This window comes from Sulfurospirillum sp. E15m (assembly GCF_059415145.1).
This window is the reverse complement of sequence record NZ_JCAHZS010000001.1, coordinates 1-25,217: the sequence shown is the minus strand read 5'-3', so window position 1 is coordinate 25,217 and position 25,217 is coordinate 1. Positions and strand designations below refer to the sequence as shown.

Sequence of the window (25,217 nt, the reverse complement as noted above, 5' to 3'; positions counted from 1 at the left end):
GTTAAAACTTATATTTAAAAGATGCAGTCACTAAATGGGCTGAAGAGTCTGTAAATGTTCCATTTACTGTTCCGTTATTAACAGTTCTGTCTTCTTTATCATCATACAAGTATGCTAGACCAACACTCGTTTTATCATTCACTTTGTATTCAAAACCAATGGAATAAAGCTTCGCATCGGAATCTGGAAGTTCAAAGCCTAATGTCGAATCTGGAGCAGGTGATTTATCAATAGCAAAACCTACCATCATTTTAAGAGCATCGGTACATTGGTGAGACAAACCAATACGATAAGCATTAGCATCTTTCCAATTTTTGTTTTTTGGATTGTCAAATGCAGCTGTTAATATTGCATTTGACAATGCTCCATCATACTGAAAATCTAATTGATCATATGAAGACCAATATGTACGTTCAAACACAAACTCAACTACTGTTTTATCAAATGTATATGCAGCAGCTAAAGCTAAAGAGGCAGGTAAAGGAATACTAACTTTCGCTCCTCCTGAGTAAGTTCCTAAATTAGTACTTGTTAAGACAGCTGTACTTGTTAAAGTTGCATCTCCTTTAACGGTTAAGTCTACTTTTGAACGATATGTAGCTGCCAAAGTTAAATCATTAGTTGGCTTATAGCTCAAAGCTAAGTTGTATCCAAAATCTATTGAATCACCTGTTAAATCTCTACTTGCATTAATAATTGTTGGCGTAGTTGTCACAATACCATCACTCTTAACTGTGCCATCTGTATACACTCCACGTAATCCAAAAGCCATAGCAAATTGATCGCTTACTTTATAACTAACAGTCGGATTGACTTCGATTACTTTTAAAGAAAATTCTTCTGCAAATGTTTTAGCATACGCTTCATCCCAACGTTTTGAAAGCCCTGCTGGTGCTGTAATGGATAAACCAAAACGCCAATTACCAACACTTGGAGAAACATAATGTAAGTTCGGCATTAAAAATTCTTCTTGCTTTGAATCACCATCAAATCCACTGCCTGAATTATCCGTATAGCCAACTTTAGGTAAATTAATATAGGTTAATGCCATTTCGGTATATGCACCTTGTGCCATAAATGCCATATTGGCGGGGTTATAATAACTGGCGTCTGCGCCGTTAGCTCCCGCTACATAAGCAGCACTGAGCGCTACGGAGTTAAGGGATTGTTCAGGGATACGGTATCCTGAGGCTAGAAGCGTTGCCGCACTAAGACTTAGTAACGTGGCGATGCGTACGGTTTGTTTCATACATGTTCCTTGAAATGTTTATTTTATGAGACTATAAAGGAGTTTAATCTCTTGTGCCCATATTGTGTCATCGATTGTTTCAAGCACTAAAGGTATATCATTCATACGTTCATCATTCATGATGAATCCAAATGGTTCTACCCCTAATTTTCCTTTACCAATTGAATCATGTCGATCAACACGAGCGCCAAGATCAGGCTTAGAATCATTAAGATGCATTCCCTTAAGGTACTTAAATCCAACGATTGTATCAAATTTTGCCATCGTTTGACTATAAGCTTCTTTGGTTCTAATGTCATAACCTGAGCTAAAAAGATGGCATGTATCGATGCAAACACCGACACGTTCTTTATCAATGCTGTTTTCCATTAGGGCGTGCAAATGTTCCATTTTGTAACCAAGATTACTTCCTTGTCCTGCTGTATTTTCTACAACCAATGTCACACCTTCTGTTTTTCGTAACACTTCATTCATGGAAGCGCTAATCAGTTCTAAACAAGCATCCTCACTTATTTGCTTCAAATGACTGCCCGGATGAAAATTGAGCCTATCAAGCCCTAATGCTTCACAACGTTTGACCTCATCAATAAAAGCATGAAGGGATTTTTCCCTTGCTTCTTGTTCAGGATGCCCTAAATTAATAAGATAACTATCGTGTGGCAAGACATGCTTTGGTAAGATTTCTGCACGCTCTAGTTCTTCTTTAAAACGGTCAATCTCTGCTTGACTCAGCGCTTTGCCTTCCCATTGACGTTGATTTTTTGTAAAAAGTGCGAACGCTTTTGCGCCAATCGCCGTTGCGTTAATCGGTGCATTAAAAACACCGCCACTTGCGCTAACATGTGCGCCAACATATTTCATTGTGTTATCCTTTATTTCAGTGGTTTAAATCGAATCAAAATATTGTTTTTGGTATCTTTAAAAAGCAGTGTACCATTTTCAATTTTATAGACAATATGGCTTTGGGGAAAGTCAAATTCTTGTTCAAAGCCTGAAGGGGTAGTGCGAAGATGTTCCCCATAATAAATAGGCTCTTTATTGATAATATCCTTTAACAGCTCTGCATAATGTTCTTGATGAAAAAATTGCTGATTAAAGTTCAATTTATCTAAACATTTACCATCCAAACAAATATAATCCCCCATCATTTCAAGATTGAAAAGGACATTGCCTGCTGCAAAAATTTGTACATTTGCGTAGTTTTTCCCACGATTTAAAAACCCTGTATCAGAAAGTGCTATCGTCGGTGTTTTAATCGTAACAATATATGCTTCAGAAGAGGTAATCTCTTTCTTAATGGCACATCCGCTCAGTAAAAATAGCAAAATAAGATTTACATGTAAAAGTCTTTTCATGAGTGACACTCCTTACATGTTCCTTTTAAGACAATGCTTTTGACTTCACCTTCGACCTTGCCTAAATCAACATTCATACAGATAATCTGATGGCACTGCTCACAAATAAAATGGGCATGTGTCGTGGTTGAGAGTTCAAAATACCATTTACGATCATCAGACTCAAATTTATGTACAATGCCCAACTCTTCAAACTTAGCAATGTTGCGGTAAAACGTTGCTTTGTCCATGGCAACACTCATCTGTTCTTTGATCTGCTCATAATTTAGCGGATGTTTCGCTGCTTTTAAAACATCTAAAATTGAAGCACGTGCTGTGGTAAATTTAATTTCGTACTCATCACACAATGCTTTCGTTTGCTCGCTCATACGTCACCTCACACTCAAATCTATACATCTGCGAATAGTAGCAAATTTTTATTAAGTTACAACTAAGTTGCATTTGATTAAGATTTCACAAATTTTATGCAACTTAGTCGCAAAGGATATTTATTATGAATCGTTTTATTCTTTTTCTTGCCGGTTTGAGCGTAACGCTTTTTGGTGCAACTCCCGTTGTTACAGTTAGCATTGCTCCTCAAAAATATTTTGTCGAGCAAATTGCTAAAGGCTTAGTAAACGTTAATGTTATGGTCGAGCCAGGAAGTAGCCCACATACATATGAGCCAAAACCTTCCCAAATGAAGCAGTTAGCCCATTCAGATGCTTACTTTAGAGTAGGCGATGGTTTTGAAAATGCTTGGATTCCTAAATTTCAAAGTATCAATCCTAAAATGCTTATCGTTGATACCTCTAAAGATATTACGAAAATTGCCATGGTAGAACATCATCATGAAGGAGAAAATAAGCAGGCACACGATGATGACGATGATGGAGGACTTGATCCACACATTTGGCTTGATCCACTCTTAGTTAAAATTCAAGCTAAAACTATTTTTGAAACATTAAGTACACTTTATCCTTTACATGTAAAAGAATTTAGTGCAAATTATGAATCATTTCTATTGAGTTTAGACAACCTTGATGCAACAATTAAATCTACTCTCAGTGGACTTCAAAATCGTAAATTTATTGTTTTTCACCCTTCGTTTGGGTATTTTGCTAAACGTTACGATTTAGAACAGATTGCTATAGAAATGAGCGGGAAAGAACCAAAACCCAGTGAACTGGCTATGATTATCAAAGAGGCAAAAGAAGAAGGAGCTAAAGTTGTGTTCATCGCACCTCAATTTTCACAAAAAAGTGCTCAAACCATTGCAAAGCAAATTGGTGGAAAAACGGTGGTAATTGACCCTCTTGCTCTTGCGTGGAAAGAGAATCTTCTTTTAATCGCTCAAACATTTCAATCAGTTTTAAAATGATATAATGGCGCTATGCAACATGACCTTGAAATAACTAATCTTTCTTTTCAATATGACGGTACAAATGTCCTAGAGGACATTAACCTTACGTACGATAAAAATGAATTTCTCGCCATCATTGGTCCTAATGGTGGCGGAAAAAGTACTCTCCTAAAAATCATGATAGGGCTTTTAGAACCCTCTCATGGTTCTGTGCATTTATTTGGTGAAAATCCATTACATGTCAGCCATAAAATTGCTTATGTCCCTCAAGACACTCTAGGCAATAAAGATTTTCCTATCCGTGTCATTGACGTTGTCCTCATGGGAAGGCTGACTCCATCAAAAAAATTTTCACACTATACAGCAGAAGATAAGACCATTGCGCAAGATGCTCTTAAACGCGTGGGAATGCAAGGATTTGAAACATCTAAAATCAATGCGCTTTCTGGCGGACAACGGCAACGTGTTTTTATTGCACGTGCTTTGGCATGTGACGCGCAAATTATCTTTTTAGATGAACCGACAGCCAGTATTGATACTGCTGGTCAAATAGATATTTTCAAACTCCTTAAAACCCTCAATCGCCATGTCGGTATCGTTGTCATTAGTCATGATATTAACGTCGCACTCAACTATGCAACCAAAGTGGTTCATGTCCATAAATCACTCTTTATCCATGATGTTCCTAACCCACATAATTTGCGGGCATTTGAAAAGCCTAGAGAACATTTATGTGAGATTGAACTCATCAGCGCAACCCAGTGCAACCATATTCATCCTAAAGAGAAACTTTGATTGAGATTTTGTCCTTCGAATTTATGCAACATGCTGCGATTGCCTCTATCCTTGTTAGTTTGATATGCGGTATTATCGGCTCGCTCATCGTCATCAATCGCATGGTATTTATAGCAGGAGGTATTGCTCACGGTTCGTATGGGGGCATAGGCTTAGCTCTTTATTTAGGCATTGCTCCTTTATTGGGTGCCTCATTATTTGCACTTTTTTTAGGGGGTATCATCGCTTACTTAACCCATAAAAACAATGCAAGGCTTGACTCACTCATTGGCGTATTATGGGCATTTGGTATGGCATTTGGCATCATTATGACCGATTTAACGCCCGGCTACAATGTTGATTTGATGAGTTACCTTTTTGGCGCTATCTTGTCAGTTTCTGGCGATGACCTTTTATATATGGGTTTTATTTTTGTTATGGTTTTAGCATTTGTTTTGTTCAATTACAAACAACTGATTGCGATGAGTTTTGATGCTCAATTTGCAAAATTAAGAGGTGTGAATACAACGTTACTGTACACACTGCTCATTTTAATGATAGCATTAAGCGTTGTGATGAGTATTCGAGCAGTTGGTCTCATTTTAGTCATAGCCCTTTTAACCATTCCGCCTTATATGGCAGAAAAGCTCACAACGTCTATTCAGGGGATGATGATTGTCTCTAGTCTTTTATCGGTTGTTTTTTGTTTTATTGGACTTTTATTGTCGTACTATCTCAATCTGAGTGCAGGTGCCGCCATCATTTTAGTAGCAACGTCTGCTTTTTTCATTCAGTTTGCAGCCATGCGCTTTATCAAACATTAGACTTCGTGCAAAACAGCAAAAAGTCTTCTATCTCAAAAAAAGGTTAGCTTTAGCTAAAAAGCGAGATGCCTATCGTTCAGAACCTTATGAAGAGAGACTTACGCGTTGTTTATACCACACATAAGCATATGACCCAACTTCTGCAATCAACATTCCACCTAAGATTAGCCCTGCACCACACAGTTGTGAAAAACTCAACATTTCATTAGCAAATAAATACCCAAATATACCCGCACTCACGGGCTCCATTGTAAATATAATGGCTGTTTTAGCTGCCGTTGTAAATCGTTGCATCGCCGTTTGTACCCAAAAAGCAAAAATGGTTGCGAAAATGACAGTAATGGCAATCGCATTCACAAAAACACCATCTAATAGGGGAGGTACAATACTGCCCTCGCTTATCATACCACCAAGGAAAGAGCAAAAAGAAACGGTTAAAAACTGTAAAGTCACAAGCAGATAGATGTTATGTTTCCTTGAAAGATGTCCTGTACAGACGATGTGTAAAGCAAACATAATGGCACAAATAAAGGCATAGAGTTCGCCCCATGAAAATCCAATTTCACTGTTAAGCGTTAAAAAATAAAGCCCAATAGCAGCCGTTAATGCTCCTGCAACGGAGAAAAAGGATGCCTTGTGTTTAAAAATAAGATAAGAACCAAAAGGCACAATAATCACACTCAATCCTGTAATAAACCCTACCGTGGAAGAGTATGTATAGGTTAATGCAAATGTCTGAAAAGCATACCCCAAGAACATAAAGAGCCCCAGTAAAACACCTGCTTTTAAAACCTCTTTGTTAAAATTTTTGAACTGTTTGAATGAGATAAGTGCCATCAATATACCTGCAAAGAAAAATCTCCAAAACAAAAATGTATATACGGGGGTTTCATCTACCGCTGTTTGAACAACAACAAACGTACTGCCCCAAGCAACAGCAACAAGAAGCAATAAAAAGTCTGCTCCAATCTCTTTAAATCTATAATTGATCACACTTAAACCTTTAGAAAATGATAGAGTCGAAATTGTAGCACAATGAAATGTGAAAATATAGCGATTAAAAATTGAAAATTGAACCAAAAAGGAAAATTTTTATTTATCAATGCAAGAATAACATGCTATAATCCAAAGTTAGTAAAATATTTTTATACTCATTTAATATTGGAGGGTTTTAATGTTTCGTATGATAATAGCCTCATTTCCAACACTTCTTATATTAAGTTCTCTAATCTATGCACAAGAACCATCCACAAATCGGGGCGAAACATTATTTAAACAGTGTGCAGGGTGTCATGGTGCGGATGGACACAACAAAGCTTTTGGGAAAAGTGGCATTATTGCAGGGCAAAGTACTGAAGAACTTTTAGAAAGTATCAAATTTTATCGTGAAAGCGAATTCAAAACACACAGCACCTCTTTAGTAATGTCAAAGCAAGTAAAAAACATGAGTATGCAAGATATCACAGACGTTGTTAATTACATTTCAAAACTTCCAAAATAGACATTTCTCTCTCCAAGGGATACACCAATGAAAAAGGCCTTTTTTATAATGACAGCCACAGTTGTGGCTCTTACGATGTTGCCCTCTACATTAATGGCAAGCACGGTTAAAGGAAAAATCTTTTATGCCCATAATCTCAAAAATATCTGCGGCTTTAATGGAGATGTTATGGGGAAAAAGCATACAGTGAGTGAATGGAAAAGCTTTTACGACAAAAACCAATTAAGTCTTGCTATCAAAGTTTTCTGTCCAAAAGCTCCTGATATAACAGACCCAAAAGACTTAACAAATCTCTACCACTTTTTAAGTTCATTTGCAAGCGATAGCGGTAATGTTCCCTCTTGTAATTAGAGCTTTTTAGAGAGATTTTGGCTTTATCTTACTTTTATATTCTACTGCTACAATTATGGTTCACGCCACATAAATCCAAGAAAGGTTTGAATGAGTCAAGCTATTGTGCGCATGGAAAATGTCGATAAATATTACGGCGATTTTCATGTTTTAAAAAATATTAATTTTTCCGTTACCGAAGGTGAAATCGTTGTCATTTGTGGACCCAGTGGTAGCGGTAAATCTACGCTAATCCGTTGTATCAATAGACTCGAAGAAATTGATAGCGGTGATATCTTTGTTGATGGGTTTAACCTCTATGAAAAAAAAGTTGATATTAATCAAATTCGTGCAGAAACAGGTATGGTTTTTCAACATTTTAATCTTTTCCCTCATTTAACTATTTTAGAAAATATCACGATTGCTCAACGCAAAGTAAAAAACACTACAAAACATGACGCGAATGAAATGGCTCTTAAGCTTTTGGAGCGCGTTGGGTTAGTTCACAAAGCAGAAGGCTATCCTAATGAGCTTAGCGGTGGGCAGAAACAACGTGTTGCAATTGCGCGAACGCTTGCAATGAAGCCTAAAATTATTTTATTTGATGAACCAACAAGCGCCCTTGATCCTGAAATGATTGGCGGTGTTTTGGATGTTATGCGCGAACTTGCGCATGAAAACTTTACTATTGTTTGCGTAACCCATGAGATGGGCTTTGCAAAAGAAGTGAGTGATCGCATCATTTTTATGGATGAAGGGACCATTATCGAAGAAGCAAGTCCCGAAGCTTTTTTTGCCAATCCAGCAACGGAGCGCGCTCAGAAGTTTTTACAAGAAGTCTTAACGCACTAAAATAAAGATATCAAATTCCTTAAGGAGCAACAATGAAAAAAATTCTCGCTGCATTACTTATAATGCTAGGGTTGAATGCTATGGCTGATGACATCAACCTTTGGCAAAAATCTACACTCAACAGCATCTTACAAAAAGGAGAATTAACCGTTGGTTTAGAGCCTGGTTATATGCCTTTTGAGATGAAAGACAAACAAGGAAACATCATCGGTTTTGATGTTGATTTAGCAAACGAAATGGCAAAAGCCATGGGTGTCAAGCTTAAGCTTGTTCCAACAGCATGGGATGGTATTATTGCAGGTCTTCTAACAGGCAAATATGACATCATCATGTCTGGTATGACCATTACGCAAGAGAGAAACCTCAAAATCAATTTTGCAAACCCTTACATTAGTGTAGGACAAACCGTTTTAGCAGCTAAAAAACATGCGGGTAAAAAATGGAATGATTTAGATAAACCAGAATATACTATCGTCACTAAAATTGGTGTTACTGGTGAAATCGCTACGCGTAAAATGTTTAAAAAAGCTAAAATTAGAACGTTTGAAACAGAAGCAGATGCAGCACAAGAAGTCCTTAACGGCAATGCAGATGCAATGGTTTATGATAAACCATACAATGCTATTTTCTATGCAGAAAAAGGTGCTGGTAAATTGGTCCACATGAGTGATGAACTTACTTATGAACCTCTTGGTTTTGCTGTTCGTAAAGGTGACCCAGATTTTCTTAACTGGATTAACAACTTCTTGAACCAAACACAACATGATGGTACATACCAAAAAATTTATGACAGATGGTTCAATGAAACATCTTGGCAAAAAAAGGTAATGTAAGCAGTGGCTAAAGAAAAATTACCACTTTTACACAATAAAGCATTCGGTCACTTTGTGGCCGTTGCTTTTTATCTGACAGTCGGATATTTACTGTTTATGGCTGCTTCACATATGAATTATATTTGGAAGTGGACCAGCGTACCACAATATTTTGCCTATGAAAAAACAGAGACGATCACGTCGCCTCTTGATGGAACAATTCAAATTCAGGGTGACAAGATTATTGTACAAGGAAGTAGCGATAGTAAAGAAATAGCTCTTGAAAAAGGCTATAATCTAAAAGTACACGATGGCGATAGTGTCTATGAAAATGATCCTGTTGCATTTAAAACCTATATGAAATTAGGACCATTAATTCAAGGTCTATTTGTGACCCTTGAGATTTCAGGTCTTGCTGCTATTTTAGCTTTTGGTATTGGCTCATTATTAGCCTTTATGCGTATCTCTAGTTTCCAGTTTTTAAAAGATATTGCAACAGTTTATATTGCTATCATAAGAGGAACCCCTCTTCTTGTTCAAATCTTTATTTTTTATTTTATTATCGCAACTATTTTTGAATTAGAACGTTTTCTAGCGGGTGCGGTCTCATTAGGGCTCTTTTTTGGAGCTTATATAGCTGAAGTCTTGCGTGGTGCTATTCAGTCTATTGACAAAGGACAATATGAAGCGGCTAAATCGCTTGGTATGAATTATCCACAAACCATGATTTATATCATTATGCCTCAAGCACTTAAACGTGCATTACCGACATTGGTAGGTGAAATGATTGCTCTTGTAAAAGACTCTTCTTTAGTTTCCGTTATTTCCATTACAGATTTAACGAAAGTCGGGCGTGAAATCGTGGCTAATACGTTCTCCCCTTTTGAAACATGGCTCATTATTGCAGCGGTCTATTTTGCAATTACATTTACACTAACCGCTCTTGGACACAAAATCGAAACTCGTATGAAAAAACAAGGTGGTATGTAAGCTTTTTGCTTATATACCATCACACAATATACTCTTTTAACTCCGTATGTAAGTCTTCTAAAATTTCTTTTTCTCGCAACGTAATGTAGTGTAAAATTTTCTCGCTCATAGCGCGATTAGGAAAGATACGCATGCAATATCGAAATGAATCATTGTACTCGATGATATTGATTACCTCGCCTTGAACTTCTATCTTTTTATCACCATGACTCGGAACAGACGGACTGTTTAGTTCAAACTCGATTAAAACTTTTGCTCCTACAAAAACACCATTATTTTCATTGCTCACGACACCTAAACCATTCATTGACAAATCATACAATCTGCCACTGGTTTGAAGATTTCCAAACTGATGTAAAAAGACTTTCGCAATGATATCTGGATGAACGCGAATAAATTCTCGTTGCAATGCAGGCATATTAAGAAGATAAATAAAGTTGGTTAAAACGACTGTACCATTTTGGAAATTACTGTAAACAATATCGGCTTTAAGATGTTTGGAAAAATACTCGTTTTTGACAATAAAGGCTTGTCCATCAAGCTTCATTGCAATTTCTTGAAGTTGGTCGATTTTAAAAGTAACATTTTCTCCATCTATTTCAACAACAGATGCTTCTGAACTTATTGGAACACCCTTGTAAAGATTAAGAAAAATGATATTTTGATGGTTTTCTTGCATTTTTGCAAAAACATCAATAATATTGTTATTCGGAGTAAAGAGGACATCATCACTAAAGCTAACATCAAAGGCTGCTGTTGATTGTGAGACTTTAGGCGTGATATCACTTTCGAGTAAATTAATAAAGCGACTAATACATTCAATTAAAAGCTCAAGTTGAGGAGAGAGGTCATGTTTTCTGGCGAAAACCAAATACTCTTCCATGAGAAAAAACATACTGCGATTGATTAAAAAGCCTATCATAACACCATCTTGGCGCATACGAATGAAAATATCTTCTTTTAAATCACCAATATCACTCTCGCATTTAAAAAGGCACTGATAAATTGATAAAGCGATGCTTTTTGCTTCTTCTTTATCAATAGCACTATCATAACTCACACATAAACTTGCAAAATAGTCCGCGAAAGGTTTTTCAAACTCTTTCAAAAAAAGTGAAGAATTAACTAAAAAATTCTCTTTATCTTGCTTCGAAGCACTTTCTCTTTCCATAAGACATATCCCTAATGGTTTAGTTTTCTATTATATCATGTTTTGGGTATGAGCCGTGCAATATCTAATATGACTTCCGTTCCTTCATTTTTTTGTGAATTGATACGCATAAAAATTTTAGATTCGTCGCAATATGCCTTTACAAGACTCAATCCAATACCATACCCTTCTTTGGTTGTATCTGCTTGATAGTAACGATCAAACGCCAAGAAGAGCTCAGCCTCACTCATTCCTATTCCTTGGTCTTTGATGCTCAAATAATTTTCATGCAAAACTATATGAATCGGACGGTGATTATGGTTGTATTTAATTGCGTTATGTAGAAGATTTGAAAGAACCTTACTGAATCCATGTTTATCACCAAACAGTTCTACATGTAAAACGTCCATGTGGATATCAACCTCATGCACAATCTCTTTTTGCTTATTAATCACATGTTGAATTAAATCATCTAAAAAGAAATGCTCTTTCACATCTTCGTGAATCTCTTTTTTGATGTAATAATCTACCTCTTTATAAAGTGCATATAAATCATCACTGGCTAAAGCGATACGCTCTAAACGTTTTTGCTTTTTTGTGTCATGTTCATCAATTTGCAGCATTTGCAAGTTTGCTTTAATGACAGAGAGTGGAATATTGAGTTCATGTAAGGTGTCTTTGAGCAAGATATCTAAAAAACGATTGGTTCGAAATAATGAAGAAAGCGTATAAGAGACAACGATGTACCCCATACTAAATGCAAGAAATATACACAAGAGAATTATCCATAAACGATAACTACTGAATGATTCCCATAAAAGAATACTGAGTGCAATTGAGCTTAAAATCGTGATGCCAAAGCCAATAATTGCGCGAATAAAAAAACGTTTGTCGTTACTTCTCAAAGCGGTATCCAATACCTCGTAAATTTGAGATACTCTCTTTACCAAAAATCTTTTTAAGATTATTGATATAGACGCGAATTGATCCCTCATTGATCTCTTCTGAACTGCTCCAAAGCGTTTCATGAATCATCTCTTTCGTGACAACTTTTCCACGCTCTTTGACTAATAAATACAGCAACTCAAAGTCTTTAAGATGGATATCTAGCTCTTCGCTTCCATAGAAAAGGCGTTTGCGAGCAAGATTGAGTTTATAAAGCGGGTCAATCACCAACCAATCATCCACAATCCCTTTAGTACGTGTTAAAATAGCCTTGATTCGAAGCAGCAATTCACCTAGGTCAAATGGTTTTTTAATATAATCATCGCCTCCAAGCATAAACCCTTTTGTCAAACTCTCTTGATCATTAAGAGAAGTCACAAAAATGGCTGGCGTATAATCACCTGATGCTCGAAGTTCTCTTAAAAAATCAAATCCATTCATATCAGGGACTTTTACATCAAGAAGATAAAGATCAAACTTACCTTCATAACACCGTTTCAAAGCCTCTTTGCCGTTTTTAACAAGCATACACTCATAACCATGCCCGGATAGAAAATCTTCTAATGTATTGAGCAAAAGAGTATTGTCTTCTAATATTAAGAGTTTATACGACACGCTTGATACTCCATTGTAAAATTTGGTTAGCAAACATAGGAACAACGTCTGCATAACTGTGTGTTACCGTAAATGGCATTTTTTCTAAAATAACCTCTTTATAAGGCGCTTTGTAATGATAAATTGTTTGTGCATTGTTACTCACAAACGCTTGTAATGAAGCTAATGCGTTATGTTTTTCAAACAGTTCAACGAGAGCTTGCAAAGCAATTGGTGCGGTAAAAACACCTGCGGCACAACCGCAACACTCTTTTTTGTGAATAGGATGTGGAGCAGAATCAGAACCAAACATAACTTTGGGATGCGCATTCAAACTTACATGTAAAAGTGCATCACGATCTTCATAACGTTTTGCAATGGGTTTGCAAAAAAGATGTGGTTGCAGCATACCACCTGCTACGTCATCAAGGGTTATTAAAAGATGGTGAAGGGTAATGGTTGCGTAAAGATTTTCGTATTGGTCTAAAAGTGCTACACTCTCTTTTGTCGTGATATGTTCCATCACAATTTTGAGCTTTGGAAATGACGAAGCTAAGCTTTCATAAATAGAGCCAAACTCTTTCTCTCGATCCATAACAAAACCATTCGTTTCTCCATGAACACATAAGATAAGCCCCAAATCACTCATCGCCTCTAAAACCGGTCTTAATGTTTCGATATCCATACTCGAAACACCCCCTTCAGAATTGGTTGTAATGCCTGAAGGATAGAGTTTTAATGCTTTTACATGTAAAGCGGCTTTTTCTAAAAATTCTCTTGTATAATCGGCTCTAAAAAATAGGGTCATTAAAGGATCAAACAGATTATTGCCCATTGCATCTAGAATTCTTTGTTTGTATGCTTCAACAGCTTCTATCGTTGAAATAGGTGGAACAAGATTAGGCATAACGATTCCACCAGCAAAGCTATATGCACTCAGTGGTGCAACGACTTTGAGCATCGCTTCGTCTCGTAAATGCAAGTGCATATCTAGGGGAGAAATCAATGTATGCGTCATAGAAGAAAACCTTTTTAGTTTTATTATATCAAAGCCACACCAAAAAGATAATGCTATACTATAGAATTAAAAACAAACAAAGGTTCAGTGATGGAATATCGTTACATAGGTAAAAGTGGTCTTAGAGTAACACCTATTTGTATGGGTACAATGAGTTTTGGTAGTTGGAGTGATAAAAAAGAGTCCTTCAAAATTCTTGATTCTGCTTATGATAGAGGTATCAACTTCTTTGATACGGCAGAGCTTTATCCTGTTCCCCCACGTGAAGATTATGCAGGACTGACTGAAACAATTATCAGTGAATGGCTCGCTTCAAAACCTAGGGAAAGTATTATTCTAGCGACTAAAGTCGCAGGTGCTGCTAGTGGTTGGTTTGTACCACCCATTCGTTATGGGTATACCGCTATTGATCGTTTTCATATTCAAAAAGCAGTTGAGGGAAGTTTAAAACGCCTTAAGACAGATTATATCGACTTATATCAAATCCATTGGCCTGATGAAATTGTCCCTAAAGAAGAATCTATGCGTGCAATGGATGAGCTGGTAAAATCAGGTAAAGTGCGCTACATCGGTACTTCCAACGATACAGCGTATGGACTCACAAAATCAAATACAATCGCAGGGTATGAAAAGCTCGCACGGTTTGAATCGATTCAAAATAACTTTTCGTTACTCAACCCTCGTTTTTTAGATGAACTCTCAACAGTGTGTCGCAAAGAAAAAATTTCTTTACTTCCATATTCTCCTATGGGTGGAGGTGTGCTAAGCGGAAAATACAATCAAAGTTTTATCGACCCTAAAAGTCGATTTGGTGAATATTTACAAGCGGGCGAAGCCAGACAAAAGGCAATGTATAAACGCTTTGTCAATGACAAATCTTTAGCCGCAACAGCCAAATACATAGAAATTGCTAAAAAATACAATATGAGTCCTGTGACATTAGCCGTGGCTTGGAGTATGCATTTTGATTTTGTTGCTTCAACCATCATTGGTGCGCGGTATGCAACACAACTTGAAGAGAGTTTTAAAGCACTGGAAATAAAACTAAGCACTGAAATATTAAATGAGTGTGAGAAAGTTCAAAAAGAGATTTTATACCCGTTAGGGTGAAACTTCTTCATTTAATCCATAAAAGGTAATTTTCTCTGATTTTCCCTTAGGCGCAATCGAAGAGAGATAGATGAAGCGTTGCTGTAATGTTTTTTCCAGTAGAAGATAGCACGCTTCACTAATCACTAAAGAACAGTGAAACTGCTTGCACAATCCTTCCAAACGAGTTGTCGTATTCACTGCATCCCCAATTAATGTGTAATCTTTGCGCTCTCCTCCAATATCGCCTAAAATCACTTCACCAAAATGAATACCAATGCCGATGCCATCTAACTTTGGTAATCCTTGCTCTTCTAAGCAATGATTGATTGTTTCTAATGATGCACGCATATTTAGTGCCGCTTGAACGGCATTATTGGCATTGTTTGTATCTTGTTTCGCACGATCAAAATATGCAAGCAACGCATCTCCAATAAATTTATTGATAGTACCTTCTTGCTTTTTAATGATTTGATGCCACATCCCATAATAATAGTTTAACATCGCAACAACATTAGAAGCATCATGTTTTTCACTGAGCGTTGTAAAATTGCGAATATCTGCATACAAGAGTGCAACATTTATTTTTGCAGAAAAGACATCAAGATTTTTTTCAACCAAAGTATCGCGCGCTTCCTCACCGATGTAACGTACCAGTAAGGCGTCAATCTTTTCGGTTAGCAGTAATATTTTTATTCTACTGTACGCAATGGTAAATGAGAGAAAAATACCGCCCAAAATAATATAAACATGTGCGGGATCATCGACAAACTCACGAAAACCATCAAAAAGACGCCAAATAAACAACTCTTCTTTTGCATACATTGCTGAAATTGCTCCAGCTGCTAAATCTTCTTGTAGCTTTAATTTCAAATCAAAAAAGAAGTAGATGAAAATGAAAATGAAAATATTAATATTAGAAACCAAGAACTCAACAATAAATCGTACATTTTTTCTTGGCATTTTATACGATATATATTGGAGTGAGACGAGTAGTAAAGTTGAAACCCAAAAGAAAAGATGCCCTATATTGACGAGGGAATCAATCCCATCTTCACGCCATTCAAAAAAGGAATAAACCGCTAAAGAGAGAAAAGAGAGCATAACGCGGTATTGTATTTTATCACCCCATTGTACTAACGCACTGGTTTGAATCAGTAAGGCACCAAGAAGAACAACATGCCCCATATTATTCCAAAAGCTATCATGTGTACTCATTTGCATAAAAAGATAAAAAAGGGCATATTGACCTGAATAAAGCGCTATTTCATTAAAAAACCGAATGATAAAAGAAGATGATTTTGAATGGGATGAATAGATCACTCACATGCCTTTGGTAAATATTTGAGCCATTATAGCAAAGCTTCATTATTACATGTAAAACATCCAAAGAAGAAATCTTCTTTGGATTAATAGGTTATACTTTTGATTTCACGAACTCTGGATATGCTTCCAAACCACACTCTTCCAAATCAAGTCCAACATATTCATGCTCTTCATCACTTCTAAGACCAATCATCTTTTTAATGATTAAAAAGGCAATATAAGAAACAGGAAACGTGAAAAGTCCTGTTAAAGCAATACCTTTAAGTTGTGTGAGCAGTGAATAGTTTGCAAAAAGAGCGACGGAAATTGTTCCCCAAATACCATTTACCAAGTGAACGGAAAGCGCACCCACAGGGTCATCAATACGGAGTTTATCAAACACAGGAATAGCAAAGACAACTAAGGCACCGCCAACAGCGCCAATGATCATAGGCTCCCACAATCCTACGACATCCGCACCAGCGGTAATAGCAACAAGTCCACCTAATGCACCGTTTAAAATCATAGTAATATCCAGCTTGCGATATTGCAAATAAACGATTAAAGCTGCAATAATAGCCCCAGCAAGACCTGCCGTATTGGTATTAACAATAATCAGCCCTACTAAATCTGCTGCATCTTTATCCGTAGCAATATGAAAAGCACTCCCACCATTAAATCCAAACCAACCGATCCACAGCAACATCGCACCAAGCGTCACTAATGGAATATTGGATGCAGGGATCGCACGTACTTGTCCCTCTTTACCATAGCGCCCACGTCTTGCACCAAGCACTAAGATACCTGCCAATAATGCCCAACCACCTACAGAATGGATAACCGTACATCCTGCCAAATCGTGTACTTCTTTCAAAAAACCGCCACCCCAAATGGCATGACCCACTAACGGATAAATCAATCCACTCATTAAAATGGCAAAAATCATAAAAGGAATGATGCGTATTCGCTCACTCACACCACCGCTCATAATAGAAACTGTTTTACTCACAAACGCCATTTGGAAGAAGAAATAAGCGTAAGGACTGTAGCCCTCCACACTAACACCGTGTAAAAAGATACCTGTGCCCCCAAACATAACATTATAACCCCAGAGTAAAAAAACAAATGACGTAATGGCATAGAGTAAAACGTTCCCTGTTAAAACGGCTGAAACGTTCTTTGTACGTACAAGACCTGCCTCAAGCATTGCAAAGCCAGGAACCATTAAGATAATCAAAACAGCTGTAAAAAGCAAAAAGAGAGTGTCAATAATATATTGAATGTGAGATAAATCCATTACATGTGCCCTTTGTAATAAAATAAAATGTAACGGATGATTTTACAAAAAAGTAGCGTGGTCTAGTGATTAAAATTTAATCACTAGACGTTATTTTCTAGATGGCATCTTCGTTTTGCTCACCTGTTCTAATACGAATAATACGTTCAACTTCACTAATAAATATCTTTCCATCGCCTATTTTACCGGTCTTTGCGGCTTCTGTGATGGTTGCAATTACTTTGTCTACATTTTCATCAGCAACAACAATATCAATCTTAATTTTTGGTAAAAAATCGACCACATACTCAGCCCCTCGATACAATTCAGAGTGTCCTTGTTGTCTACCATAACCTTTAACTTCATGAACAGTCATACCTGTGATTTCAATGCTTCCTAAAGCATCTTTGACCTCTTCAAGTTTGAATGGTTTAATGATTGCTTCGATCTTTTTCATTGTATATTCCCCTTAACTTTCAAAATTGGAACTATTTTACCTTAAATTATTTTAAATATGCTTTGAGAATGACTTGTTTTTCAACGGGCATATCTCTGCCATTGGTTGCAACATTTTCCAATTTTCGAACAACATCCATACCCTCGGTTACTTCACCAAAAATAGTGTGCCTACCATTCAACCAAGGGGTTGGAACGGTTGTAATAAAAAATTGACTTCCGTTGGTGTTTTTTCCAGCATTGGCCATCGCCAAAATACCCGCCTTATTAAAAACAACATTGGGCTTAAATTCATCTTCAAAAGGCTTACCAAAAATAGACTCCCCACCACGTCCTGTTCCTGTGGGGTCACCACCTTGAATCATAAAATTTTTTATAATGCGATGAAACACAACCCCATTGTAATAGCCCTTTTTAACGAGCCCTTCAAAATTCTCACATGCTTTAGGAGCAATTTCGGGGTTAAGCGTAAAAACGATTGTGCCTTGATTGGTTTCAAAAATAACTTGATTTGCACCCCACAGTGTAGCCCATGCACCTATTAAAAGAAGTAGAAAAAGTTTTTTCATGGTTATTGATCTCCAATGAGTTTTGTATTGCGGAAACGATACATTTTATTTTTCACTTTTTCCAAAATACCTACTTTAATAAGTTGTTGGAACATGTGAACTACAGTTGGTTTACTTACACCGATATTGTCAATAATATCTTGATATGAACCATTAAAAATTTTATTTTCATCCAAATGATTGATGATGTATTTTAAGATTTCAATTTTTTTGCCACCAATAAGTGCCGCTAATCCTTCAATAATAAACGAACATCCTTGAATCTCTTTATTATGGAGTTTTGGAAGCATCGCCGTATAAATATTGCTAATCAAGTCTTTTACGTTAATCGGCTTCATAATAAAACCATCGACTTTAAGTGCAATCGCTTCCATCAAATATTCTGTTTCTGTAAAGGCGGTTGTAATAATCGTCGGTATCTCGCGATTGTGCTCTCTTTTAAGTTTTTTGAGCATTTCAATGCCATTCATTTCTGGCATTAAAATATCTGTCACGATAATATCTACCTGCTTTTCAAGCGCTATTTTGAGTCCTTCTACTCCATTTGATGCTAAATACACCTCTTTAACAAAGTCTTTTAGAATCATTTGAGTTTGCATCTGTACGGTTTTCTCATCTTCTACATATAAGACTACAATGTCTTTCAGCCCATTAAAATCCATCTTACTTCTCCTCTTTTTTATCAAGTGGTACTAAAATTGTGATGATGGCACACTTTTCAAAATAGGTGCCGTTTTGAAAAGTATACGCGATATTTGTGCCACTGATAGTTCCTCGCATTTGCTTTTCAATAATTTGTTTGGACATATAAAGTCCAATACCTGTGCCTGAGGATTTATGTTTTGTTGTGAAATAGGGTTCGAACATCCTATCTAAAACTTCCTCGCTGATTCCACCGCCATCATCAATAACGCTGACGATAGCATTTCCTGCCTCTTTGCTCATAACGACTTCTATATACTTTTGCTCTATACCTCTTTCTTCAAGTGCGTCTTTTGCGTTTGAAAGTAAATTCATAATCACTTGTGAAAATTCATTAGGATAACCGCTGATTTCAATATCTTGTGCACAATTGAGGAAGATTTCAATTCCCGATTTGTTATAGTAGTCTTTGACAAGATTGATCGTGTAGTGCAGTAATGATTTCACACTAAATTGTTCTTCATTGTGGTTAGGTTTAAAGAAATTTCGAAAATCATCAATAGTATGTGACATCAATGATGCAAGCTCAATTCCTTCTTTGACCTGTTTATCAATAAATTCATCACTTAATTCAAGTCCCGCCATACGCTTCATCTGAAAACTTTGAATAATTAACACAATCGCATTTAAGGGCTGTCGCCATTGATGAGCAATATTTCCAATCATTTCACCCATAGAAGCCAGTCTGCTTTGTCGAAACATAATCTGATCTTTTTGGCGGCTTTGCTCAACTTCATACTGGACTTTTAGTTCAAGATTACGATTGAGTTGTTGAAGTTCTTGTGTTTTGGCATCAACCATCTTAGCAAGTCTGGTATGCAATAAACGAATATTTTGCAATAAAACAATCGCTAAAAGTGCGGCAAAAGCAATTGTCCCAATTGTTGCGACGACGATCCACTCAAACGTGTTATCATAAACCATCTCGGTTCGAGCATATCCATCCTTTGCCCCTTCTAAGTTCATATTGATAAGGCCTGTTAAGTCAATGTTGATCGAATAAACACTGGGATAGAGTTCATTTTGTAACGTATCAATTGCTTTCATGGCTTGTCTGGTTTCATAATAGCTGAACATTTTAAGCAAAATACCATCAATCGTATGGATTTTTTGTTCTATTTTAGACGTTAAGATGTCATCTTCTTTTGTATTCAACGCACTCGGACGACTCTCTTTCATAAAACCCCATGAACGCGCTAATTTGACCAGCCAATCGCTTTCGTCAATGCTTAAACTATTTTTATATTCATTAAGCTCAATTTTGATGAGCTCTTGCGCCAGAACAATAACAACTTTACCGTCTTTTGCCGAAATACTGCCTTTTTCAATATCGCGAATTGTATCTAAGATATTAACCGTATAGATGTCTTTTAGATTTTCAAGACGAATGGTAGGCAACATTCGCTTTGTATATAAAATATCGAAATTGTTTTTGATACGATTAATACTCATATGCGCAAAACTACCAATAAATAACATACCTACAACCATGATGAGAAAAAGAAGTGTTGTCTTTTTCGCGATGGTCATCTCATCGATGCTACCCATAAAATCGCTCAGAGGACTGTTACTCATTGCTTTGACCTACGGAATAAAAATCATCATCCACATATTCACTTAAATGTACGCGATGTAAACATTTACAACGCTCATCTCTATTTTTTGATACAGCATTTGCGTCCAGTGTGTTTGAAAACTCGCCCAAAGCTTTAATAAACTCTTCTTTGGTAAATTCCGGACCTACACTTTTAAAAACTTGTACAATCATACGCGCCGCAAAATACCCTTCCAATGAAACATGGCTAAGCGCTTCTTTGGGATAATACTTATGCATTAAAACACGATAATTTTCGACTTCTTCGACTTCTGATGTCCAAGGTGAAGGAACAACTTGAGCAAAGGTAATGCCCTTGCCATCTCCTTGTAAAATATCAATCAATGGTTTAGGTTCAACAAAAGAAGAGAGTCCAAACTGAATTTCTTGTCTAATTTTATTACTTTTACGTGCACGTTTAATAAATTCTGCTACGGCATTTGTAGAGCCTATCATCAAAATAACTTCAGGATTACATTGTTCAATTTCATACAATGCATTTCCTACAGAAAGCGTATTTCGTTTGTAGCTACCCTCACCGACTAAGACTAAATTACGTTTTGCAAGCGCTGTTTTAACGCCATTGAGTCCTGCACGCCCATAACCGTCATTTTGATAAAAAAGAGCAAATCGTTTATATTTAAGGTCTTCCGCATAATATTTGACGAGTTTTTCTATTTCATCAAGATCGCTTGCTCTTGCGTTTAAAACGATGGGGTTAGGAGGATTTCGTAAAAACTCTGCTCCTGAGTATGTCCCAACAAAAGGAATGCGTTTTTCTTTGGCAATCGGAAAAACAGCCTCGGCGATAGGTGTTCCTATAATGCCAAAAAGGGCAAAAATTTTATCTTTTGCAATCAAATCATGGACATTTTCAACAGCAATTTTCGGCTCATAACGATCATCTTTAGCAATAATTTCAATTTTTCGACCAAAAACACCGCCATGGTCATTAAGATTCTGTAGGTAAATTTCGGCACCTAATAAAAACTGATTGCCAACACTATTTAATCCACCACTAAAAGGACCACTCATGCCCAAACGTATCACATTGCCTTCAAATTTAGTATTGGAGAGATAGTAAGGTAAAAATAGAAGAGACGCTAGAATCATAACGCCAATAAGTCTACGCATGTGTTTTTATATCCATAAAAATATATTTTACAGATATAATATCAATTATTTTTTATAAAAATGCTTAATTAGTAAAAAATTGTTTACTTAAATAATTTTTTCAGAAAAATCAAATGAGAGTTAAAAAATGACCTGTAAAATTTGTAATTTTGACACTATTCCTTGGGAAGATTCACAGACAAAAAAAACGTATCACTATTGCCAAAACTGCGAATGCATTAGTCTTGACTCTATTTATTATCTTTCACCAACCGATGAAAAAAAAGCCTATGGGAACCATCATAATTCCTTAGAAAATGAGGGATATGTACAGATGTTTGAAAATTTTTTAGATTTTTTTTGGGAAGAGATTACATGTAAAAAGTGTCTTGATTTTGGCTCAGGACCAACGCCTGTGTTGAGTGAACTTTTGATGAGGCGAGGTGCTCAAGTTACGTGTTACGATAAATTCTATCATCCTGATACAAGTTTTGAGCAACACCGTTATGATTTTATCACGTCTACAGAAGTTTTTGAGCATTTAAGTGACCCCCTGAGCATATTATCACTGTTTCATCGTATTTTAACCCCGAATGGTATTGTGGCGCTAATGACACTTTTTCATCAAAACAACGCATCTCACTTTGAAGGGTGGTGGTATAAAAGAGACCATACACATATCACGTTTTATACACCAAAAACAATCGCTATGATGGCTGAAAAGTGTGGATTTGACATTATAAAGTGTGATAATAAGCGGATAGTGGTTTTACGTAAGAGGTAGCAATGGGTGTTGCTACCTCCTTTTGAACTTTGGGTCTTATCGGTAAGAACGGTAATATCTATCATCGTAATCGTGATGATGTCGCGGTGGGTAATAGTATCGTGGTGGTGGATTGTCGATAATAATGACTCTCTCTTGCACATAAGGCTCTCTATACACGACCGTTGGTCTTGGTTCAACATAAGTTGTCGTTGTATAGGTTCTCTCACGATTTCCACCAAATAAATTGCCTGCACCTTCAATTAAGGATGGTAACAAGAGCACAGCTCCCGCTCCCATAAGAGCACCCCGTTCTCTATCGCCCATTGCATTAGCGCTTGTAACACCGCTAATAACCAATAAAATAGAGGCTAAAACAGTTTTTATCATTTTCATTTGGGACTCCTTCTTCGTTTTATGAAAGAATAGTAATAGAAAATTGTGAAGCGTTTGTGAAGTATTAAAGTGTTTGTATCCATTTCCAATAAAAGGCAAAAAAGATAAATAAAAATCCCAAGAAACACGTAATCATCCACAAAGGCATACCCCAATCAAACAGCGCACCAATCATAAATGACACTAAGGTACTGACACCCATAAAAACCATGTCATTATAGGCGATTACTCGACCATAATACCGCTCATCGGTTTCATACTGCAGGAGAGTATACGTATAAGACCATAATGTTGTTGTAAAGAGTCCACATAAAATAATGCCAAGAAAACTGATATAAAAATTAAATTGCAACATGCCCCAAACCATGATACTCAGGCCTTGTGCAAGTAAAAGATAAAACAGTGTTTTAGGATTAATATGCCGGCTCAAAATAAATTGTCCTAAAACCAACGAGAGCGCTCTCGTTGCATTGATAAAACCCATCACTAAAGGAATGGATAAAAGATGCTTGTATTGATGGTCTGCCAAAAGTGCGATTAACGCATCATAAGCAGTTAATCCAACACTCGCATGTAAAAAAATCAAATGAACAATTTTAGAATTTTCTTTTAAATACGCAAATCCACTGTAAATCATCGCTTTTACATGTAATGTATGTTGCGTCACTAAAGAAGGAATATTCAACCCCGTAAGTAAGTAAAATCCGATACCATACAGCAACATATCAGCAATAAACGCGCTGGTTGTCCCAAAATAATGTATATAAAATCCAGCGATTGCCATTCCCATTGCATAGGAGATAGACCAAATAATTGAATGAATTTCATTGGCCATTTTAAGCTCAGTATTGCCTAAAAGCTTGGGCAACAGTGACATCTCTGTCTGAAAGTAGATACTTCCAACACCCATACGAATAAAAATAAGGGCTAAAAGCCACCAAAGCGCATTTAATGAATCAATAAAAAGCAACCCAAAGACAGTCACAATCTCAATTGCCGTTAAAGTGAGCATAAATGTTTTGGTGTTCACTTTGTCAATAATCGCGCCACTAAAAGGAGCTAAAAGCATCGAAGGTAAAAACGTAAATGCCGCCGCCGTACTGAGTGCCCAAACAGGCGCATTCAGCTCAATCAACAATGTAAAAATAGCCATATGACTAAACCATGCTCCAAAATAACAAATAAGTTGAATGGTGCTTAATCGTTTTAAAGCTACATTGCCTTTCAATAAAGCTATATACTGTTTCATTCCTACCCTTTTACGTTAAAAGGTATTATTGTACCTCTTTTATGATTAGCTCTCGTAATACGCTTTTTATGCTAAAATGTATTAAAACTAATAAATCTAATAAGGAGGCGATGATGAAAATTTCAACGCGAATTTTGATATCGCTCATACTATCGTTGATAGTTTTAGGTAGTTGTATTATTGGCATTTCTTATGTCAATACAAACAACAATGCCCAAATGTTTATCTCAGAGTATGAAAAAAGTGCTTACCAATTCCATGAAAATGAACTCAAACACATTATGGATATTATGGAACAAACAGTGCAATCCATTTATAAAGCCCAAAAAGCAAAAGGTGTTTCTGATGACAAAATCAAAGAAACCATTTTAGAAAAACTCAATGACCCACGTTTTTTTGACGATAAAAGCGGTTATTTTTTTATTTATCAATACGATGGTACCAATGTTCTGTTCCCGACGAATAAAGCGCAAGAAGGTAAAAATCTCATTGGATTGCAAGATAGTAATGGCGTCTATCTCATTAAAGAGCTTATTGAAGTAGCTAAAAAAGGCGGAGGTCTTGTAAAGTACAGTTTTCCTAAAGTAAAGGATGGTAAACCACTTCCAAAGTTCTCTTATGCCGTTCCCTTTGCACCTTACAATTGGATGATGGGAACAGGTATTTATGTTGATAATGTTCAAAAAAATGTCAATATCTTGGAAAACAGAATTAGCAACAATATTGCTTCACAAATTCAAACATTTTTATCTATTTCGCTTGCATTGGTTCTTTTAAGTCTTGGAGCCACATTTCTGAGTATTAAGAAGACGATTTCTAAACCTTTGAATGATCTTATCCTAAGAGCCGATAATCTTTCAAGCGGAGATGGGGACTTAACACGAAAATTGGATGTTATTGGCAATGATGAAATTGCGCAAGCGAGTAACAGCATCAACCGCTTTATTGAAAAAGTACGCATCTTAATCA

29 protein-coding genes are annotated in these 25,217 nt (G+C 36.5%); 11 read left to right on the top strand and 18 right to left on the bottom strand.

Annotated features, from left to right (window positions below; translation table 11 throughout):
• Position 1: 1 nt before the first annotated feature.
• The 4 genes from AC5SLP_RS00145 to AC5SLP_RS00130 are packed head-to-tail and all read right to left on the bottom strand — an operon-like array spanning position 2 to position 2,972.
• Positions 2 to 1,249, bottom strand: a complete 1,248-nt coding sequence (locus tag AC5SLP_RS00145) for an OmpP1/FadL family transporter (protein WP_495253108.1) — start codon at positions 1,247 to 1,249, stop codon at positions 2 to 4.
• An 18-nt stretch (positions 1,250 to 1,267) separates the two neighbouring features.
• Positions 1,268 to 2,110, bottom strand: coding sequence for a deoxyribonuclease IV (gene nfo / locus AC5SLP_RS00140; RefSeq protein ID WP_495253107.1), 843 nt, complete (start codon positions 2,108 to 2,110; stop codon positions 1,268 to 1,270).
• Between the two features lie 11 nt (positions 2,111 to 2,121).
• Positions 2,122 to 2,604: a hypothetical protein gene (locus AC5SLP_RS00135; protein WP_495253106.1), complete on the bottom strand. Its 483-nt coding sequence runs from the start codon at positions 2,602 to 2,604 to the stop codon at positions 2,122 to 2,124.
• Positions 2,601 to 2,972 carry a Fur family transcriptional regulator gene (locus AC5SLP_RS00130; RefSeq protein ID WP_495253105.1) on the bottom strand — a complete coding sequence of 124 codons (372 nt, stop codon included), beginning with the start codon at positions 2,970 to 2,972 and terminating at the stop codon, positions 2,601 to 2,603. Before AC5SLP_RS00130 ends, AC5SLP_RS00135 begins: the two co-directional genes overlap by 4 nt.
• 125 nt (positions 2,973 to 3,097) lie before the next feature.
• On the opposite strand from AC5SLP_RS00130, the gene AC5SLP_RS00125 reads away from it, so the two are divergent.
• The 3 genes from AC5SLP_RS00125 to AC5SLP_RS00115 are packed head-to-tail and all read left to right on the top strand — an operon-like array spanning position 3,098 to position 5,544.
• The gene (locus tag AC5SLP_RS00125) at positions 3,098 to 3,964 is read left to right on the top strand and encodes a metal ABC transporter solute-binding protein, Zn/Mn family (RefSeq protein ID WP_495253104.1); all 867 of its coding nucleotides are present in this window, start codon (positions 3,098 to 3,100) and stop codon (positions 3,962 to 3,964) included.
• Positions 3,965 to 3,976: 12 nt separating this feature from the next.
• A complete protein-coding gene (locus AC5SLP_RS00120) occupies positions 3,977 to 4,741 on the top strand; it encodes a metal ABC transporter ATP-binding protein (RefSeq protein ID WP_495253103.1) in 765 nt (254 codons plus the stop codon).
• On the top strand, positions 4,738 to 5,544 hold the full coding sequence (locus tag AC5SLP_RS00115; RefSeq protein WP_495253102.1) for a metal ABC transporter permease: 807 nt from the start codon (positions 4,738 to 4,740) through the stop codon (positions 5,542 to 5,544). The genes AC5SLP_RS00120 and AC5SLP_RS00115 overlap by 4 nt, the downstream gene beginning before the upstream one ends.
• Before the next feature lie 84 nt (positions 5,545 to 5,628).
• Here the strand turns inward: AC5SLP_RS00115 and AC5SLP_RS00110 are convergent, their stop codons facing one another.
• On the bottom strand, positions 5,629 to 6,537 hold the full coding sequence (locus tag AC5SLP_RS00110) for a DMT family transporter (protein WP_495253101.1): 909 nt from the start codon (positions 6,535 to 6,537) through the stop codon (positions 5,629 to 5,631).
• Between the two features lie 181 nt (positions 6,538 to 6,718).
• Between AC5SLP_RS00110 and AC5SLP_RS00105 the strand changes: the two genes are divergently transcribed.
• From AC5SLP_RS00105 to AC5SLP_RS00085, 5 genes are all read left to right on the top strand, one after another.
• Complete coding sequence (locus AC5SLP_RS00105) at positions 6,719 to 7,045, top strand: c-type cytochrome (RefSeq protein ID WP_495253100.1); 327 nt, start codon at positions 6,719 to 6,721, stop codon at positions 7,043 to 7,045.
• Positions 7,046 to 7,093: 48 nt separating this feature from the next.
• The gene (locus AC5SLP_RS00100) at positions 7,094 to 7,396 is read left to right on the top strand and encodes a cytochrome C (protein WP_495253099.1); all 303 of its coding nucleotides are present in this window, start codon (positions 7,094 to 7,096) and stop codon (positions 7,394 to 7,396) included.
• 90 nt (positions 7,397 to 7,486) lie between these two features.
• Entirely contained in the window at positions 7,487 to 8,227 is a 741-nt protein-coding gene (locus tag AC5SLP_RS00095) for an amino acid ABC transporter ATP-binding protein (RefSeq protein WP_495253098.1), read from the top strand.
• Positions 8,228 to 8,259: 32 nt separating this feature from the next.
• Complete coding sequence (locus tag AC5SLP_RS00090) at positions 8,260 to 9,060, top strand: transporter substrate-binding domain-containing protein (protein WP_495253097.1); 801 nt, start codon at positions 8,260 to 8,262, stop codon at positions 9,058 to 9,060.
• Positions 9,061 to 9,063: 3 nt separating this feature from the next.
• A complete protein-coding gene (locus AC5SLP_RS00085; RefSeq protein ID WP_495253096.1) occupies positions 9,064 to 10,029 on the top strand; it encodes an amino acid ABC transporter permease in 966 nt (321 codons plus the stop codon).
• Positions 10,030 to 10,048: 19 nt separating this feature from the next.
• On the opposite strand, the gene AC5SLP_RS00080 is transcribed toward AC5SLP_RS00085, so the two are convergent.
• The 4 genes from AC5SLP_RS00080 to pyrC are packed head-to-tail and all read right to left on the bottom strand — an operon-like array spanning position 10,049 to position 13,736.
• Positions 10,049 to 11,200 carry a PilZ domain-containing protein gene (locus tag AC5SLP_RS00080; RefSeq protein WP_495253095.1) on the bottom strand — a complete coding sequence of 384 codons (1,152 nt, stop codon included), beginning with the start codon at positions 11,198 to 11,200 and terminating at the stop codon, positions 10,049 to 10,051.
• A gap of 35 nt (positions 11,201 to 11,235) precedes the next feature.
• Positions 11,236 to 12,084, bottom strand: coding sequence for a sensor histidine kinase (locus tag AC5SLP_RS00075; RefSeq protein ID WP_495253094.1), 849 nt, complete (start codon positions 12,082 to 12,084; stop codon positions 11,236 to 11,238).
• Complete coding sequence (locus AC5SLP_RS00070) at positions 12,074 to 12,739, bottom strand: response regulator transcription factor (RefSeq protein ID WP_495253093.1); 666 nt, start codon at positions 12,737 to 12,739, stop codon at positions 12,074 to 12,076. The genes AC5SLP_RS00075 and AC5SLP_RS00070 overlap by 11 nt, the downstream gene beginning before the upstream one ends.
• On the bottom strand, positions 12,729 to 13,736 hold the full coding sequence (pyrC, locus tag AC5SLP_RS00065; protein WP_495253092.1) for a dihydroorotase: 1,008 nt from the start codon (positions 13,734 to 13,736) through the stop codon (positions 12,729 to 12,731). Before pyrC ends, AC5SLP_RS00070 begins: the two co-directional genes overlap by 11 nt.
• Positions 13,737 to 13,826: 90 nt before the next feature.
• Between pyrC and AC5SLP_RS00060 the strand changes: the two genes are divergently transcribed.
• Entirely contained in the window at positions 13,827 to 14,846 is a 1,020-nt protein-coding gene (locus tag AC5SLP_RS00060) for an aldo/keto reductase (RefSeq protein WP_495253091.1), read from the top strand.
• Here AC5SLP_RS00060 and AC5SLP_RS00055 read toward each other — a convergent pair.
• The 7 genes from AC5SLP_RS00055 to AC5SLP_RS00025 all read right to left on the bottom strand — a co-directional run bounded on the left by AC5SLP_RS00055 (position 14,838) and on the right by AC5SLP_RS00025 (position 21,861).
• Positions 14,838 to 16,148 (bottom strand): adenylate/guanylate cyclase domain-containing protein, encoded by a 1,311-nt coding sequence (locus AC5SLP_RS00055; RefSeq protein ID WP_495253090.1) that lies wholly within the window; start codon positions 16,146 to 16,148, stop codon positions 14,838 to 14,840. The two genes, AC5SLP_RS00060 and AC5SLP_RS00055, sit on opposite strands and share 9 nt — an antisense overlap.
• Before the next feature lie 94 nt (positions 16,149 to 16,242).
• The gene (locus AC5SLP_RS00050; RefSeq protein ID WP_495253089.1) at positions 16,243 to 17,427 is read right to left on the bottom strand and encodes an ammonium transporter; all 1,185 of its coding nucleotides are present in this window, start codon (positions 17,425 to 17,427) and stop codon (positions 16,243 to 16,245) included.
• 97 nt (positions 17,428 to 17,524) lie between these two features.
• Positions 17,525 to 17,863, bottom strand: a complete 339-nt coding sequence (locus tag AC5SLP_RS00045; RefSeq protein ID WP_495253088.1) for a P-II family nitrogen regulator — start codon at positions 17,861 to 17,863, stop codon at positions 17,525 to 17,527.
• Positions 17,864 to 17,909: 46 nt separating this feature from the next.
• Positions 17,910 to 18,431 carry a peptidylprolyl isomerase gene (locus AC5SLP_RS00040; protein WP_495253087.1) on the bottom strand — a complete coding sequence of 174 codons (522 nt, stop codon included), beginning with the start codon at positions 18,429 to 18,431 and terminating at the stop codon, positions 17,910 to 17,912.
• A 2-nt stretch (positions 18,432 to 18,433) separates the two neighbouring features.
• A complete protein-coding gene (locus AC5SLP_RS00035) occupies positions 18,434 to 19,093 on the bottom strand; it encodes a response regulator transcription factor (protein WP_495253086.1) in 660 nt (219 codons plus the stop codon).
• A gap of 1 nt (position 19,094) precedes the next feature.
• Positions 19,095 to 20,708: an ATP-binding protein gene (locus tag AC5SLP_RS00030; protein WP_495253085.1), complete on the bottom strand. Its 1,614-nt coding sequence runs from the start codon at positions 20,706 to 20,708 to the stop codon at positions 19,095 to 19,097.
• Complete coding sequence (locus AC5SLP_RS00025) at positions 20,701 to 21,861, bottom strand: ABC transporter substrate-binding protein (RefSeq protein WP_495253084.1); 1,161 nt, start codon at positions 21,859 to 21,861, stop codon at positions 20,701 to 20,703. The genes AC5SLP_RS00030 and AC5SLP_RS00025 overlap by 8 nt, the downstream gene beginning before the upstream one ends.
• A 127-nt stretch (positions 21,862 to 21,988) precedes the next feature.
• On the opposite strand from AC5SLP_RS00025, the gene AC5SLP_RS00020 reads away from it, so the two are divergent.
• Positions 21,989 to 22,624, top strand: a complete 636-nt coding sequence (locus AC5SLP_RS00020; protein WP_495253083.1) for a class I SAM-dependent methyltransferase — start codon at positions 21,989 to 21,991, stop codon at positions 22,622 to 22,624.
• Positions 22,625 to 22,660: 36 nt separating this feature from the next.
• Here the strand turns inward: AC5SLP_RS00020 and AC5SLP_RS00015 are convergent, their stop codons facing one another.
• Positions 22,661 to 22,999, bottom strand: a complete 339-nt coding sequence (locus AC5SLP_RS00015) for a hypothetical protein (RefSeq protein ID WP_495253082.1) — start codon at positions 22,997 to 22,999, stop codon at positions 22,661 to 22,663.
• Between the two features lie 64 nt (positions 23,000 to 23,063).
• Positions 23,064 to 24,248 carry an MFS transporter gene (locus AC5SLP_RS00010; RefSeq protein WP_495253081.1) on the bottom strand — a complete coding sequence of 395 codons (1,185 nt, stop codon included), beginning with the start codon at positions 24,246 to 24,248 and terminating at the stop codon, positions 23,064 to 23,066.
• A gap of 113 nt (positions 24,249 to 24,361) precedes the next feature.
• Between AC5SLP_RS00010 and AC5SLP_RS00005 the strand changes: the two genes are divergently transcribed.
• Positions 24,362 to 25,217: cache domain-containing protein (locus tag AC5SLP_RS00005; protein ID WP_495253080.1), on the top strand; the 856-nt coding region annotated here is incomplete at its 3' end.